General features: G+C 67.9%; 12 protein-coding genes. 7 read left to right on the top strand and 5 right to left on the bottom strand.

Annotated elements, in window-relative coordinates; translation table 11 throughout:
* Positions 1 to 69 precede the first annotated feature (69 nt).
* Complete coding sequence (locus tag AC1C2U_RS18865; protein ID WP_495363317.1) at positions 70 to 666, top strand: acyltransferase; 597 nt, start codon at positions 70 to 72, stop codon at positions 664 to 666.
* Here AC1C2U_RS18865 and AC1C2U_RS18860 read toward each other — a convergent pair.
* Positions 663 to 1,907: a hypothetical protein gene (locus AC1C2U_RS18860; RefSeq protein ID WP_495363316.1), complete on the bottom strand. Its 1,245-nt coding sequence runs from the start codon at positions 1,905 to 1,907 to the stop codon at positions 663 to 665. The two genes, AC1C2U_RS18865 and AC1C2U_RS18860, sit on opposite strands and share 4 nt — an antisense overlap.
* 116 nt (positions 1,908 to 2,023) lie before the next feature.
* Between AC1C2U_RS18860 and AC1C2U_RS18855 the strand changes: the two genes are divergently transcribed.
* On the top strand, positions 2,024 to 3,163 hold the full coding sequence (locus AC1C2U_RS18855) for a glycosyltransferase (RefSeq protein ID WP_495363315.1): 1,140 nt from the start codon (positions 2,024 to 2,026) through the stop codon (positions 3,161 to 3,163).
* Here AC1C2U_RS18855 and AC1C2U_RS18850 read toward each other — a convergent pair.
* Together AC1C2U_RS18850 and AC1C2U_RS18845 are read right to left on the bottom strand one after the other, a co-directional pair.
* Positions 3,144 to 4,493 (bottom strand): lipopolysaccharide biosynthesis protein, encoded by a 1,350-nt coding sequence (locus tag AC1C2U_RS18850; protein WP_495363314.1) that lies wholly within the window; start codon positions 4,491 to 4,493, stop codon positions 3,144 to 3,146. The genes AC1C2U_RS18855 and AC1C2U_RS18850 overlap by 20 nt on opposite strands.
* A gap of 15 nt (positions 4,494 to 4,508) precedes the next feature.
* Positions 4,509 to 5,936 (bottom strand): tyrosine-protein kinase domain-containing protein, encoded by a 1,428-nt coding sequence (locus AC1C2U_RS18845; RefSeq protein WP_495363312.1) that lies wholly within the window; start codon positions 5,934 to 5,936, stop codon positions 4,509 to 4,511.
* Between the two features lie 83 nt (positions 5,937 to 6,019).
* Between AC1C2U_RS18845 and AC1C2U_RS18840 the strand changes: the two genes are divergently transcribed.
* A complete protein-coding gene (locus AC1C2U_RS18840) occupies positions 6,020 to 6,685 on the top strand; it encodes an arsenate reductase/protein-tyrosine-phosphatase family protein (protein ID WP_495363311.1) in 666 nt (221 codons plus the stop codon).
* A 19-nt stretch (positions 6,686 to 6,704) separates the two neighbouring features.
* Here the strand turns inward: AC1C2U_RS18840 and AC1C2U_RS18835 are convergent, their stop codons facing one another.
* Positions 6,705 to 7,160: an FAD synthase family protein gene (locus AC1C2U_RS18835; RefSeq protein WP_495363310.1), complete on the bottom strand. Its 456-nt coding sequence runs from the start codon at positions 7,158 to 7,160 to the stop codon at positions 6,705 to 6,707.
* 277 nt (positions 7,161 to 7,437) lie between these two features.
* On the opposite strand from AC1C2U_RS18835, the gene AC1C2U_RS18830 reads away from it, so the two are divergent.
* The 4 genes from AC1C2U_RS18830 to AC1C2U_RS18815 are packed head-to-tail and all read left to right on the top strand — an operon-like array spanning position 7,438 to position 11,766.
* Positions 7,438 to 8,613, top strand: a complete 1,176-nt coding sequence (locus tag AC1C2U_RS18830) for a DUF1972 domain-containing protein (protein WP_495363309.1) — start codon at positions 7,438 to 7,440, stop codon at positions 8,611 to 8,613.
* Positions 8,610 to 9,710, top strand: coding sequence for a Gfo/Idh/MocA family protein (locus tag AC1C2U_RS18825; protein WP_495363308.1), 1,101 nt, complete (start codon positions 8,610 to 8,612; stop codon positions 9,708 to 9,710). Before AC1C2U_RS18830 ends, AC1C2U_RS18825 begins: the two co-directional genes overlap by 4 nt.
* Positions 9,707 to 10,609, top strand: a complete 903-nt coding sequence (locus AC1C2U_RS18820) for a hypothetical protein (RefSeq protein ID WP_495363307.1) — start codon at positions 9,707 to 9,709, stop codon at positions 10,607 to 10,609. Before AC1C2U_RS18825 ends, AC1C2U_RS18820 begins: the two co-directional genes overlap by 4 nt.
* A complete protein-coding gene (locus AC1C2U_RS18815) occupies positions 10,606 to 11,766 on the top strand; it encodes a glycosyltransferase family 4 protein (protein WP_495363306.1) in 1,161 nt (386 codons plus the stop codon). The genes AC1C2U_RS18820 and AC1C2U_RS18815 overlap by 4 nt, the downstream gene beginning before the upstream one ends.
* On the opposite strand, the gene AC1C2U_RS18810 is transcribed toward AC1C2U_RS18815, so the two are convergent.
* Positions 11,732 to 13,258, bottom strand: coding sequence for a sugar transferase (locus AC1C2U_RS18810; protein WP_495363305.1), 1,527 nt, complete (start codon positions 13,256 to 13,258; stop codon positions 11,732 to 11,734). The two genes, AC1C2U_RS18815 and AC1C2U_RS18810, sit on opposite strands and share 35 nt — an antisense overlap.
* Positions 13,259 to 13,323 lie beyond the last annotated feature (65 nt).

The following is a 13,323-nucleotide window of genomic DNA, read 5'->3' as shown; positions in this document are numbered from 1 at the left end:
TGGTGCCGGCGCCGGTGACGGCGTCGGCACCGACCAGCGGTGGCTGCGACATGAGAGGAGAGGCCGAAGATGCGGATCCGATCGATCATCCGTCACCTGCCGTCGTTGCTCAACGCCGCGCTCCAAGGACAGCCGGGTGCGCGTGTCGCACCCTCAGCGAGGCTCGGCGGCGCCGGACGAATCGTGATCGGGCGCGGAGCGGTCATCGGCTCCGGCGTGCGGGTCTGGGTCGGTCCGGGCGCAATGCTCAGCATCGGCCCGGGTGTGCGAATCGGGGATCGTTGCATCCTGAACGTCGAGATGGGCGTCGAGATCGGCGCCCGCACCGAGATCTCGTGGGACGTGCAGCTCCTCGACACCGACTTTCACCGGATCGTCGATGAGTCGGGTACCGTGCGGCCGCACACGGCGCCGATCACGATCGGCGAGCACGTGCTGGTCGGTGCTCGATCGACTGTGCTGAAGGGGGTCACCATCGGTGCGGGTGCCGTGGTGGGCGCGGCATCCGTCGTCGTCAAGGACGTCGAAGCCGGTGCGATCGTCGCAGGCAATCCGGCACGCCGTGTCGAAACCGCGTTGGCGTGGGGTTCGCGCCTCGGCCCGGGCCCGTTCGACGCGGCGCCCGACGCAGCACGGACGACCGTCGCCGACCGCCCCGACGACTAAGTCGACAACGCCCTCGAATGACGCTCCATCGACCATGCCCTCTCGTTCGGTGGGCGAATCGACGGAACCGCCGCGAGCGCCAGCAACAATGCCATCGTGCGATACGAGCTGAGGAACGGGCTGAAGAAGGTGTCCCACAGCGTGAGCACCGTGAGCAGCACGAGCACAGCGCTCGCGGTGCGCAGCGATACGCGGCTCGCGACCGACACGACCGCGTAGACGCAGATGAAGAGCGCGACGGCCGCGCCGAGCGGGCCGAAGCGCAACCAGAGGTCGCCGATGACCGAGTGCACCTCGAACCGGCCGCCGAACATGAACGTCTCGACGTAGCCGTTGTTCGGGTCGTAGTTCAACTCGCTCATGCCCGACTTGGCGAGCCACACGTCGGTCGACGTCGGCAGCGAACCGGCGCCGTACCCCCATGGCTGGTGCATGAGCAACGCGAACGTCGCGCCCATCTCCGGCCGCCCGCCCGTGATCAGCGACCCCGTCGCGTCGATCTGCATCTGGCTGCGCTGCTGGCTCGCCGAGCCCAACACGCCGTCGAGCAGCAGTGCCTGGATGAGGTTGAATATCGCGAGGCCCAGCACGCCGACGCCCAGGATCACGGGCAGTGGGCGGGCACGGATGCCCGCTCGAGGGGTGCTGAGCTGCCAGATCGCGACCACAGCCGCCAAGAGGAGGAACGCGGTGAACGATCGCGAGTCGTTCAGGCCCGAGACCGCAGCGAGCACGACCAGTGCGATGAGCTCCGTGAGCCGGCCGCCGAAGTGCTCGGCGAGCGCGAGCACGAGCAGTGCGATGGGAATCGAGAGCGAGTACTTCCAGAGGTTCACCGGGTTGCCGCCGGTCAGCACGAGGTTCGCGAATCCGCCGACTGCGAAGGCGACGACGGTCCAGGTGCTGCCCACGCATTCGCGCGCCCACAGCAGGGTGCCGATCGCGCCGAGCATCGCAAGGAAGGTCGAGACCTCGATGACGAGCAGGGGGACGCTGAACGCGCGGATCGGATCGAACACGCTCGTCGCCACGCCCCAGACCGTCGCTGCCGCGCCGAGCATCATGAACGCCCGCATCCCTCGGTATCGAGCGAGCGATCCGAGCCAGACCGGTGCGAACACGATCGCGACGATCAGGCAGACGCTGACGCCGACGGCGATCTGGTATCGCACCGCCACCCCGGCGGCGGCCAGGAGTGGGATCACGGTCGGTGTCACGACACTGGTCAGGCGGGCATTCATGACGCACCGACCGTTCGGCGTGCTGCCCCGGCGGGAACCCTAGGATGAGCGCATGCGGCATCGTCGGCACCCGTCTCGGCCGTTCCGAGGCGCGCGCGAGTCGGCGGGGGGCACGGATGCCGCGTCGCCCCGCTGATCGCGCGAGAATCGCGATTCTCCTGGCGTACGAGCAGGACGCCGTCGTGTGGGCGGAGCGCTTCGCGCGGGGCGAGACGCTCGATCGCACGCCCTACGGCTACGACCGGGCGGCGTCGCGGTACGAGTTGACCTGGTCGGCGTCGTCGCCCGAGTCCCGGGTGGCCCGTGGCATCCGTGCGAGGGTGTCGCGCATGCTGGGATTCGATCTGGTGCACGCCTGGCGCAATCGCCGGATGCTCTTCGCCGCCGATGCCATCTGGACGCACAGTGAGCGCGAGCACCTGGCCGTCGCGTTCCTGCAACGTTTCCGCCCTCGCCGGCGCCTGGTGCCGGTGCTCGCGCAGTCGGTCTGGCTGTGGGACGAGTGGGAACGGCACGGCCGGCTTCGTCGTGCATTCGTGGCCTGGCTGCTCCGACGGCATCCGGTCGAGGCGGTGCACAGCCGTGTGAACCTCGCCGATGCCCTGACGGTCTCGGGTCGTCCCGCGATCCTGCTGCCGTTCGGTACCGCGCTCGCGGTGCGCGAGACCGACATCGCCGCGAGCCCCGACGGTCTCGTGCCCGACGGTCTTGTGCTCGCCGTCGGCAACGACCGGCATCGCGACTGGGAGACGCTCGCCCGCGCCGCCCGGGAGCTCCCCGAGGTCGGATTCCGCGTGGCGTCGAGCTCTCGCGCGGCCCGCCAGGTCGCCTGGCCGCCGAACGTCACCGTCGCGCCTACGACGTCGAGGTCCGAACTCGCGGGGCTCTATTCCACGGCTGCCGCGATCGTCGTTCCCGTGAAGCCGAACCGGCACGCTTCGGGTGCGACGAGCCTCATCGAGGCGATGGCGAGCGGGCGTCCGCTCGTCGTCACCCGTACCGGTGGGCTCGACGATTACGCGGGCGCGAACGCCCGCTTCGTGGGGGCGGGCGATGACCGCGAACTGGCTCGTGCGCTGCGTGCTGCGCTCGCCGGCGAGGTGGACCCGGCCGACCCCGCCTCGCCCGGCGATCGAGGGCTGACTCAGGAGGACTACGTCGCGCGCTACATGCTCGTCACGGAATGGCTTCTCGGGCGATCGCCGCTGGCGCCCGAGGTCTCGGAGTTCGTGAGCGTCAGACCGGTGTCGTCGTAGCATCCTGCTCGGCGGCATCCGTCGCCGCCCCTCCCTTCTGGCCCATCAGGCGCTCGCGATTGCGGGCGATGTAGATCGTGAACGGCACCACTTGGCACACGAGGAGTGCGATCGCGTTCGCCATCGGCGGGCCTGCAGCGCCGAATGCGGGCGCCAACGCGATGCCGAGCGCGAGACTCGATCCAGCCATCGCGAGCGTCGGGATGACCTGGAAACGGATACCGGGCTTGTCCATGATGAACATGCCGAGCGGATACACGGCCGCGATGAGCGTGATCATCGCACCGAAGGCGAGGATCGTGGTTCCGGCCACGGTGAGCTCGCCATCGGTGATGAACCCGAAAAGCCACGGGCCCGCGAGCCAGATGAGGGCGGTCGCGGCGATGATCGCGACCGCGAAGACCGCCGAGAGCGCGAAGGGGCCGCGGCGCAGCTGCCCGGTGTGCCGCCGATTCGCATACAACGGCCAGAGGGCGACCCCGGCCGCCATGACGAGGCCATTGAGCGCGAAGAAGACCTGGCCGGTCACGCCGTACTCCGCGACCTCGGCGGGCGTGCCCCACTGGGCGAGCACGTAGCGCTGGGTCGAGACGGCGATCGGGAACGAGATCAACTGGGCGAGCATCGGCCAGCCCACGTCCATGACGTGCACCCCCGGGTGCCGGCGCGGGTGCAGCACGTAGCTCGAGGCACGTTGCACCAGGGGGCTCGTGAGCCGTGCGGTGACCGAGAGACCGATGACACTGACGATGAAGGATGCCCCGAAGGAGGCGACCGCCAGGAACGACGCCGCACTCGGGTCGTCGATCTGCAGGATGAGCCAGACGCCGAGCAGAGCCAGCGGTGAGAGCATGCCCTGCAGCAGGATCACGATGTGATTCCGTCGCAAGCCCAGCATGATGCGCACCCAGATGCCGACCGGAACGCCCAGGCAGAAGATCGAGAGGCAGACGAACGCGGCGAGCCCGGCTGCCGGCTGGTCGCCCGAGTCGCCGAGCAACGCGACCCACCCGCCGGTGAAGAGCATCGCAGTGTTGACGACCATCGTGACCACCGCGAAGCCGATGAGGATGCGGCCGACCGTCGTCAGCTGCACGAGCACGTCGTCGTCGGTGCGAGCGTCGTCGCTCGTCGCGATGCTGTTGACGATGACCGCGCCGCTGCCGAGATCGGTGAAGGCCAGCAGTGAGGGGATCGTCGCGAGCAGGGTGAAGAGGGCGTAGTTCTCTATACCGGCGTCGCCCATGATCAGCCGCGTCGTGAGCACGCCGCAGACGAGCGACACGCACATCGTGAGCGCTTTGGCTGCCAGGGCGAACAGGGAGTTCATCGGATGCCTCGCGGCTCACGCATCCGAGGCGACCGGCAGCTCTGCCGCGTCGACAGCCTGCTCTGCGGCTCGCCCGTTGCGAGCCTTCCGCGCGCGGCGGCGGCGTGGCTCGGGTGCGTAGTACGGGCTCTTCGCGATCGACTTGACGTCGTTCATCACGATGCCGAGCACGGGCTTGCGAGTGCTCCGCAGTGCCGCCAGAGCCCGCCGCAGCTCCTCGCGACGGGTACGGTTGGCGCGCACCACGAAGAGCATGCCGTCGCTGATGGGCGCGAGCCAGAGCGCGTCGCTCACCGACAGCACGGGTGCGGTGTCGAGCAGGACGTAGTCGTACTCCTTCCGCGCCTCGTCGACGACGGTGCGGAGTTGCCCGCTCGCCAGGAGCTGGCCGGGGTTCGGCGGCAACGCCCCGCTCGTGAGCACGTCGAGTCGCGAATGGCCCCACTGCTGCACGGCTTCGGCGAGGGTCGCCTCACCGATGATCACGGTCGTCAGGCCCACGCCGCCCTCGAGGCCGGTATAGCCGGCAACACTCGCGCGACGAAGATCGGCCTCCACGAACAGCACGCGATGCCCGACTTCGGCGAGCGTGAGCGCGAGACCGAGGGCGACCGAGGTCTTGCCTTCGGATGAGGAGCCGGAGGTGATGAGCACGACGCGATGATCGCGATCGACATCGACGAACTTGAAGCCCGCCGTCACCTGACGCAGGGATTCCGCCACCCGTCCGTCGGGGGCGGCTCGCAGGGAGGCGGCGACGGTGCGACCGTCGGTCGACGTTGCGACGTCGCCGATCACCGGTGCATCCGTGATGTCGCCGACGTCGGCGGCGGTCGCGATGCGCGTGCCGAACCGGCGGCGGACGAGCGCGTAGGCGACCCCGACGGCGGCACCGGCCACGAGGCCGAGCATGACGTTGAGCCTCGTGTTCGGCGAGACGGGCACCGTCGGAAGCCGTGCGGGGGCGATCGTCTCGACCCGCACCGCCGGGCGCTCGTCGGCGCCTTGGGGAGAGAGCTCGGCGACCGCTGCCGCGAGCTGGCGTGCAGTCGAATTCGCGGTCGCCTGGGCACCTTCGGGCGAGGCATCCGTCGCGCTGATGTCGATGACGACCGTGTTCAACGGGGCTTCGGCGCGCACGCGGCGCGCGAGCCGGTTCGATGTCTCATCGAGATCGAGCTCCTCGATGACCGCGTCGAGCACGACCGGCGAGGTCGCGAGCAACGAGTAGGTCTGTACGAGGTTCTGCACGTAGTTCGAGCCCTGAACGAGCTCATTCGTGTTGTCTCCGCGAACCGGGATCACCATGACGGAGGCCTCGGCCCGATACTCGTCGGGGAGCAACTGCGAGTACCCGTAGGCGGCGCCCGCGCCGAGCACCGTCAGTATCGTGATGGCAAGCCAGTGCTTCCTCAATGCCGTGAGATAGTCATGTAGGGTCATGGTCCGCTCTCTCTTCGACAGGCGAAGGCTGCGCTGCATCCACACACATTCTCGCCTGAACTCGAGAGAAAGGACGGGACGGAGTGAATTCGAAACTCGTGTTCGTCTGCGAGGCGAACGTCTGCCGCTCGCCGTTCATGGCCTTCACGTTCGCCGACGAGCTCCACCGAACGCAAGATCGACGCGACTGGACCATCGGGAGTTCGGGCATCGACGTCGTCGAGGGCCGTGAGATCTGCACAGAGGTGCGGGCGATCATCGACGGCACCGATGAGGGAACAGCCTTCGCCGACGCGCATCGCGCAACCCCATTGCGCAACGTCGGACTGACCGAGCAATCGCTCATCATCGTCGCCACCCGCGTCGAGCGGGGCGTCATCGCGAAGAGCGCGCCCGAATTGCGTGGCCGGCTGTTCACGTTGCGCGAGGCGATCGCCCTGGGGGCCGCCGACGGCATCGATGAGCTGCCGGTCGGCGCCGACGGTTCGCCCGCCACCCTCGCGGCCTATGCGGCCCGGTTGAACGGCCGGCGCGGTCTCATCCCGACGGCGCGACGTTCGGTGCTCTCCCTGTCGCGAGACACTGGCGACACGTGGGACACGCCCGATCGTCACCGTGAACGTCGCGGACGCCACCGAGCGATGCTGGCCAAGCTGCGCGACGACGTGCGGTTGTTCCACGCTCAGGTGAACGCATTCCTCGCCACCCCGACCTCGGGTCGGAATCTCGAGGGAGAGCCGCCGCACTGATCCGAACGGGGTCGTGTGCTCACTCAGCCCGCTCACCGTTGACCTGGGAAACTTGAGGGGTGAGCGCGTCGAGCGCCCGCCGAAGGGCCGTGCTCGACGTGTGCACGGTGTAGGGAAAGTACACGACCTCGACGCCGACCGCAGCGAATTCCCGCTCCAATCGGCGGCCGCGCGGGGTGCCGCGCCAATCGTCGCCTTTGAAGAACACGTCGAAGTGGAGTTCTCGCCAGGTGTCGAGCTTGTCGGGCACGACTTCGGCGTGGACCTCGTCGACGAAGCGGATGTGGCGGACGATCTCGAGGCGTTCGGCGAGTGGCACGACCGGTCCTCGCCCTTTGGTGCGTTCGAGCATTTCGTCGCTCACGACCCCGGCGATGAGGTGGTCGCACTGGTCTTTGGCGTGCTTGAGCACGTTCAGGTGTCCGACGTGGAAGAGGTCGAACGCGCCTGCGGCGTAGCCGATGCGACTGGGCATGCGTCACATTTCCTGTTTCGGGTTCGGAACGCGGTGAAGCGTGGGTTCCGAGTTTTCGGGTGCCTTGACTCTAGAACTGCGTCCGCTCGCGGGGCAGCCCCAAGACGGGGGGCGAAACGAGCCGAGATCGGCGTGATCACGCGGATCGGGCGCAATTCCCCCTCGATTTGGGGGGCGGCCGGACGGCACTGCCGTCGTTAGACTCGCGACACCGCCCGCGGATGCGGCTGCCGAACGGCCGCAACCCTCTCGACACCGTGGGCGACGGGGCACACGCATGCGAACTGTTGCAGGGCAAGCGGATGCGCGACCCATCGTGCGCATTCTCGGCACCCACGGCGTGCCCGCGAACTACGGCGGATTCGAGACCGCCGCCGAGAACGTCGCGATCCACTTGCGCGACCACGGCTGGCGCCCCGTCGTCTACTGCCAGTCCCAGGGCGACGGACCCATCGTCGAAGACACCTGGAACGGCATCGACCGCATCACCATCCCGGTCGCCGGCGATGGCTGGCTCGGCACGTCGAAGTTCGACCTGCGCTCGATCCGCCACGCGGTCGGCCATCGCGACGTGTGCCTCACCTTCGGATACAACACGGCCGTCTTCAACGTGGCGCAGCGCATTCGCGGAATCCCCAACGTCATCAACATGGATGGCATCGAGTGGTCGCGTGCGCGATGGGGGAAGGCGCGACAGGCGATCCTGTACGTCAACGAACGCATCGCGTGCTGGGTCGGAGACCGCCTGATCGCGGACCATCCGGTCATCGAGGAGTACCTCGCGCGGAAGGCGAAGCGCAGAAAGCTGCACACGATCACCTACGGAGCGCATGCGGTGACGGATGCCCCGACCGAAGCGGTGACGTCGAGAGGCCTTGTACCCGGTGCGTACGCCACGCTCATCTGCCGGCCGATCCCCGAGAACTCGATCCTCGAGCTCGTCGAGGCATTCTCCGCGAAGCCTCGCGAGCAGCGTCTGGTCGTGCTGGGCGACTATCTCGACACGGACTCCTATCACCGTGCCGTCAAGGCCGCCGCGAGCGACGATGTGCTGTTCATCGGACCGGTCTACGACCCCGATGAGCTTGCCGCGATCCGCTTCCACGGCATCGCCTATCTGCACGGCCACACGGTCGGGGGTACGAACCCCTCCTTGGTCGAGGCGATGGCCGCGGGCAACCCGGTGGTCGCCCACGACAACCCCTACAACCGCTGGGTCGCAGGCGACGGTGCGCTGTACTTCGATTCGACTGCCGAGGCGACGACGAGACTCGACGCCTTGCTCGAGTCCGCAGAACTGCGCGCGCAGCTCAGTGGAGCCTGTCGTGCTCGGCACGCCGAGGAGTTCACGTGGGAGCACGTCGCCGGCCAGTACGAGGCGTTGCTCGCCTCGGTGAGCCCGCGCCGTCCGGCCGGCCTCGCCGTCACCCACGAACCAGGAGGAGAAGCATGATCAGGGTCGGGGTCGTCGGGCTCGGAAAAATGGGGCTCTCGCACCTCGCGATGATCCGCGCACATCCCGACGTCGAGGTCGTCGCCGTCGTCGATTCGACCGCGTACATCCTCGACGTGCTCGGCAAGTACACCGGGGTGCCGACGGCGAGCGACTACGAGCAGATGCTCGACTCGGCGCGACCCGACGCTGTGCTCATCGCCACGCCGACCCGGTTCCACGCACCCATGGTGCGGGCCGCGCTCGAGCGCGGCATCCATGTCTTCTGCGAGAAGCCGCTCTGCCTGACCTCGGCCGAGTCGGTCGAACTCGCCGAGCTCGCAGCCGAGCGCGGACTCGTCACGCAAGTGGGCTATCACAACCGCTTCGTGGGGGCCTTCCGCGAAGTACGCAGACTCCTCGACCTGGGTGCGATCGGCACGGTCACCCACCTCCTCGTCGAGGCCTACGGGCCGGTGGTGCTCCGGTCGAAAGGGTCGACCTGGCGCAGCCAGCGAACCGAGGGCGGCGGGGCGCTCTACGACTACGCGGCGCATCCGATCGACCTCGCGACCTGGTACGCCGGGCGCCCGGTCGGGGTCGGCGGCACCGTGCTCGGCAGCGTCTTCTCCGCCGATACCGAAGACGAGGTGTACAGCACCCTCTTCTTCGGCGGCGGCGTCAGCGGGCAGGTGTCGGTGAACTGGTCGGATGAGTCGTACCGCAAGATGACGACTCGCGTGACGCTCACCGGCACAGCCGGCCGCATCCACGCCGACCGCCAGGAGGTGCAGGTGTACCTTCGGGACTCCGCTCCGGCGATCGACGGCTACGAGCCCGGCTGGAACGTGAAGTACACGACGGAGCTCACTGATCCCGTCTGGTACTACCTCCGCGGCGAAGAGTACAGCGCACAGCTCGACCACTTCGTTCGACGGGTGGTCGATCCGGCACTCGCGGCGACGAACGACTTCGCCAGCGCCGCGGTCACGGATCGAGTCATCGAGATGCTCACGATCGACGCGGAGACCGGTCCGTCGGTACTTGACGAGACCGCTGTCCTGAGCCGGCCGGTGGAGCAACGCAGGCCGTCGCGCTGGAAGAGGAGACGCTCGTGACCCACGGCATGGAGGACACGACGGCCGCGGCGGTTCGCCCGCTCGACCGGCTGCTGTTCGGTGACAACCAGTTCTTCGGTGTGAACCACATGTCCGAAGAGAAGGCGCGCGCGCAGGCGATGCGATTCCAGCACATCGGCGCGGTGATGCAGGTGATCGACGATGCCTACGACGCAGGGGTGACGACGTTCATGTGCACGACGCACGATCGCATCTCCGAGGTCGTCGACCGGGTGCTGGCCGATCCCGCTCGGTACCCCGACTTCACCTTCCTGCCCTGCATGCCGTACGCGCACAAGTACGCCGATGCCGTGACCGAGAGCGGGATGGTGGGCGCGCTGCGCCGCTTCCTGCCCGAAGAGGGGATGGTGAACGCGATGCTCCGCGGTGGTCGCTCGATCGCGAAGAAAGACGTCGAGGGTCTCGTCACGCTGCTCGTCGATGCGGAGATGGCGATGTTCCGGGGCGTCCGCACGCCGGTGATCTGGTTGCAGAACGTCGTCTCGGACCTGATGCTCGGCCTCGGCTTCACTGATGCGTTCGCGATCTTCGCAAACCACGTGCGTGATCGGTACGGTGCTGAGCCCGGCTTCATCACGATGAACCTGCCCATGTTGCTGAACGCCCTCGACGACGCCGGCGTCGCGAATCCGCTCGTCTGCTCGAACATCAACAAGCTCGGGTTCCGGATGTCGGGCGGCACCGAGGCGTACCACGAAGCGCTCGCTGCCCGGCCTTTCCGAGCCGTCGCGATGTCGGTGTTCGCATCAGGGGCGATCCCACCGCGGGAGGCGATCGAGTGGGTGTTCGCCCAGCCGAACATCGAGTCGGTCGTGTTCGGCGCCTCGAGCCGCGCTCATATCGAGCAGACGGTCGAGCTCGTTCGCGAATTCGCATGACACTCCGGCCGACCTCGCATCGCAGTGACGGCCACGGCCCCCTGCGAATCCTGTTCGACGGCTTCTGGTGGGCCAGCGGCCCGACATCGAACCGCCAGGTGATGCGGGAGTTCATCTGGGGGTGGGCTGCGGAGTTTCCCGGCGATGAACTCATCGTGGCCGTTCGGCGCAGAGACCTGGCGACCGCTCGAGCAGAGCTGCCGGCCGGCGTTCGCGTCGTCGGTACGAGGATGTCGCCCCAGGGCGTGAGCGCCATCCTCGAGCTTCCGCTCATCGCGCGCCGCGTGCGCGCCGACATCACGTTGACGCACAATTTCACGCCGTTCGTCGGCCGCTCAGCGGTGTTCGTGCACGACTTCATGTTCCTGAGCAATCCCGAGTGGTTCACCCGCACAGAGCGCGCCTACTTCGCCCTCATGCCGGCCACGATCGATCGTGCATCGATCGTCTTCAGCTCGTCGGCCACCGAGGCCGCCCGCATCCGGGCATCGGCTCGAGGGCGACGCGTGGTTCCGGTCGGTCTCGCGGTCGGGAGTACGCTTCGCCGGGCGGTACCGCATCGTCCGACCGCCCTTCGCGACGTCGATGCGTTCCTGCTCGCCGTCGGTCGCCTGAATGTACGGAAGAACCTGGCGAACGTCATCGAGGCCGCCATCGACTCGGAACGGGTCTCGGTGTCGTTCCCGCTCATCGTCGTCGGTGAGCCCGGAGGAAGGACTGCCGACCTGACGGGCGCGGCGGCGGCGGCGGTCGCCGAAGGTGCAGTTCGATTCCTCGGCTTCATCGACGACGACGAGCTCGCGTGGCTCTACATGCACACGACGGCCCTCATCTTCGTGAGTCTCGACGAGGGCTTCGGAATGCCGACGCTCGAAGCACTCCATTTCGGCACCTCCGTCATCGCGAGCGACATCCCGGTCTTTCGTGAAATCCTGGGCACGGCAGCGACATTCGTGAAGCCCACGGATGTCGCGGCGATCGCCGTGGTCATGCGCGACGTGCCGGCACGGGGCGATGCGGTGGTTCCGACTCCCGAGGAGCTCGGCTTCTCGTGGCAGCGGAGCGTGCGTACGATGCGGGCCGCGATCGTCGAAGGGCCCGCGCGAGCCCGCCGTCAAGAGGTCAGTACGCCCCGCTCGGCCGCACGACCGTCTTGACGGTGCGCCACACGAGCATCAGATCGCCGATGAGCGACCAGTTCTCGACGTAGTAGAGATCGAGACGCACGCTCTCCTCCCAGCTGAGATCCGATCGTCCGCCGACCTGCCAGGGTCCGGTGAGGCCGGGCTTGATCATGAGCCGGCGTTTCGTCGTCGCTTCGTAGCATTCGGCTTCCGTCACGAGGGGCGGCCTCGGGCCGACGACGCTCATGTCACCGATGAGGATGTTCCAGAACTGCGGCAGCTCGTCGATCGAGTACTTGCGCAGGACTCTCCCGAGGCGGGTGACGCGCGGGTCGGACCGGAGCTTGAACAGCATGCCGGAGCCGTCGTTCTGTTCGAGCAGCGCCGCGAGATCCTGTTCGGCGGTCTGAACCATCGAGCGGAACTTGACCATCTCGAACGTGTCGCCGTCACGACCGCACCGGGTCTGTCGGAAGAGCACCGGCCCTGGGCTGTCGAGCTTGATCAGGAGTGCGACCACCGCGAGGAGTGGGCTGAGGAAGAGCAGTGCCGTGCCGGCGAACACGATGTCGAAGCTGCGCTTGATCACGTGCCGCCAGCCGTCGAAGGTCGGGATCTCGACGTGGAGCAGCGGCAGTCCGTCGACCGGCCGGAAGTGGATGCGAGGGCCGGCGACGTCCGTCAGTCGTGATGACAGCACGAGTTCGGTCGCAGTGCCCTCGAGATCCCAGCTGAGCTGGCGGATCGCGTCGTTTCCGTTGGTGTACTGACTCGCGACGATCACCGAGTCCGCGCGGTGCTCTGCCGCCGCGGTCGCGGCGCCGGGGATGTCGGCGACCACCGGAATGCTCTGACCGTCGCTGGTGAGCTCGGACCGGTCGTCGCCGTCGATCGCGGCGCCGACAACGTGGAATCCTGCGCCGGTGTCACGGGCGATCTGGGCCGCGACATATTCTGCGTCGACGCGCGAGCCGACGATGATCGCGCGGGAGAGGAAGTGACCCTGGCTGCGCTGCGTGAAGAGCCATTTGCGCCAGAGCCACCGGCCGGCCAACAAGCCACCGATTCCGACGGGAGCGCCGACGAGGTACCATCGGGCACCCGTCGTCTCGACGAGGAGGAAGACGATCGCCGCGATTCCGAAGGTGGTCGCGGTGGCGTTGAGCACCCGCTTGTACTCGAGGGCGCCGACGCCGAGCACGTGGGCGTCGCGACTGCGGAAGACCACGAGTGCGAGCAGCCAGACTGCCGCCATGAGGGCCGGCACCCCCATGCGCTGGAGCGGTTCTTCGGTGATGAGTTCGCGGCCCACTACTGCGGATCGAACGGCGACGGCGACCAACATGGTGACGGCGACGACGGCCGCGTCCGTGATGCGGAGGCGATCCCGGTACTGGCGTACCCACTGGAGCCCGGACGAAGCAGCGTCGACTCGGTCGATCGCGGCGGCGGGAAGGGAGTCGGTACCGTGGAACCGCCCGGCGTTGCGCGCGGGCGGTTCCAGCGGTGACGGGAGGCCGGTCATGGGCGTGACTCGGTCTCGATGGAGACGAAATCGTCTCTCATGGGTCGACGGAAACGTCGACGGGT

Source organism: Agromyces sp. Y575 (assembly GCF_059445445.1).
Note: the sequence above shows the minus strand (reverse complement) of the source record. Positions and strands in the feature narration are given on the sequence as shown.

Bases quoted from the DNA above. Each gene is read 5' to 3' on its own strand.
- AC1C2U_RS18865 (WP_495363317.1), top strand. From the start codon at position 70: ATGCGGATCCGATCGATCATCCGTCACCTGCCGTCGTTGCTCAACGCC.
- AC1C2U_RS18860 (WP_495363316.1), bottom strand. From the start codon at position 1,907: ATGAATGCCCGCCTGACCAGTGTCGTGACACCGACCGTGATCCCACTC.
- AC1C2U_RS18855 (WP_495363315.1), top strand. From the start codon at position 2,024: ATGCCGCGTCGCCCCGCTGATCGCGCGAGAATCGCGATTCTCCTGGCG.
- AC1C2U_RS18850 (WP_495363314.1), bottom strand. From the start codon at position 4,493: ATGAACTCCCTGTTCGCCCTGGCAGCCAAAGCGCTCACGATGTGCGTG.
- AC1C2U_RS18845 (WP_495363312.1), bottom strand. From the start codon at position 5,936: ATGACCCTACATGACTATCTCACGGCATTGAGGAAGCACTGGCTTGCC.
- AC1C2U_RS18835 (WP_495363310.1), bottom strand. From the start codon at position 7,160: ATGCCCAGTCGCATCGGCTACGCCGCAGGCGCGTTCGACCTCTTCCAC.
- AC1C2U_RS18830 (WP_495363309.1), top strand. From the start codon at position 7,438: ATGCGAACTGTTGCAGGGCAAGCGGATGCGCGACCCATCGTGCGCATT.
- AC1C2U_RS18825 (WP_495363308.1), top strand. From the start codon at position 8,610: ATGATCAGGGTCGGGGTCGTCGGGCTCGGAAAAATGGGGCTCTCGCAC.
- AC1C2U_RS18815 (WP_495363306.1), top strand. From the start codon at position 10,606: ATGACACTCCGGCCGACCTCGCATCGCAGTGACGGCCACGGCCCCCTG.
- AC1C2U_RS18810 (WP_495363305.1), bottom strand. From the start codon at position 13,258: ATGACCGGCCTCCCGTCACCGCTGGAACCGCCCGCGCGCAACGCCGGG.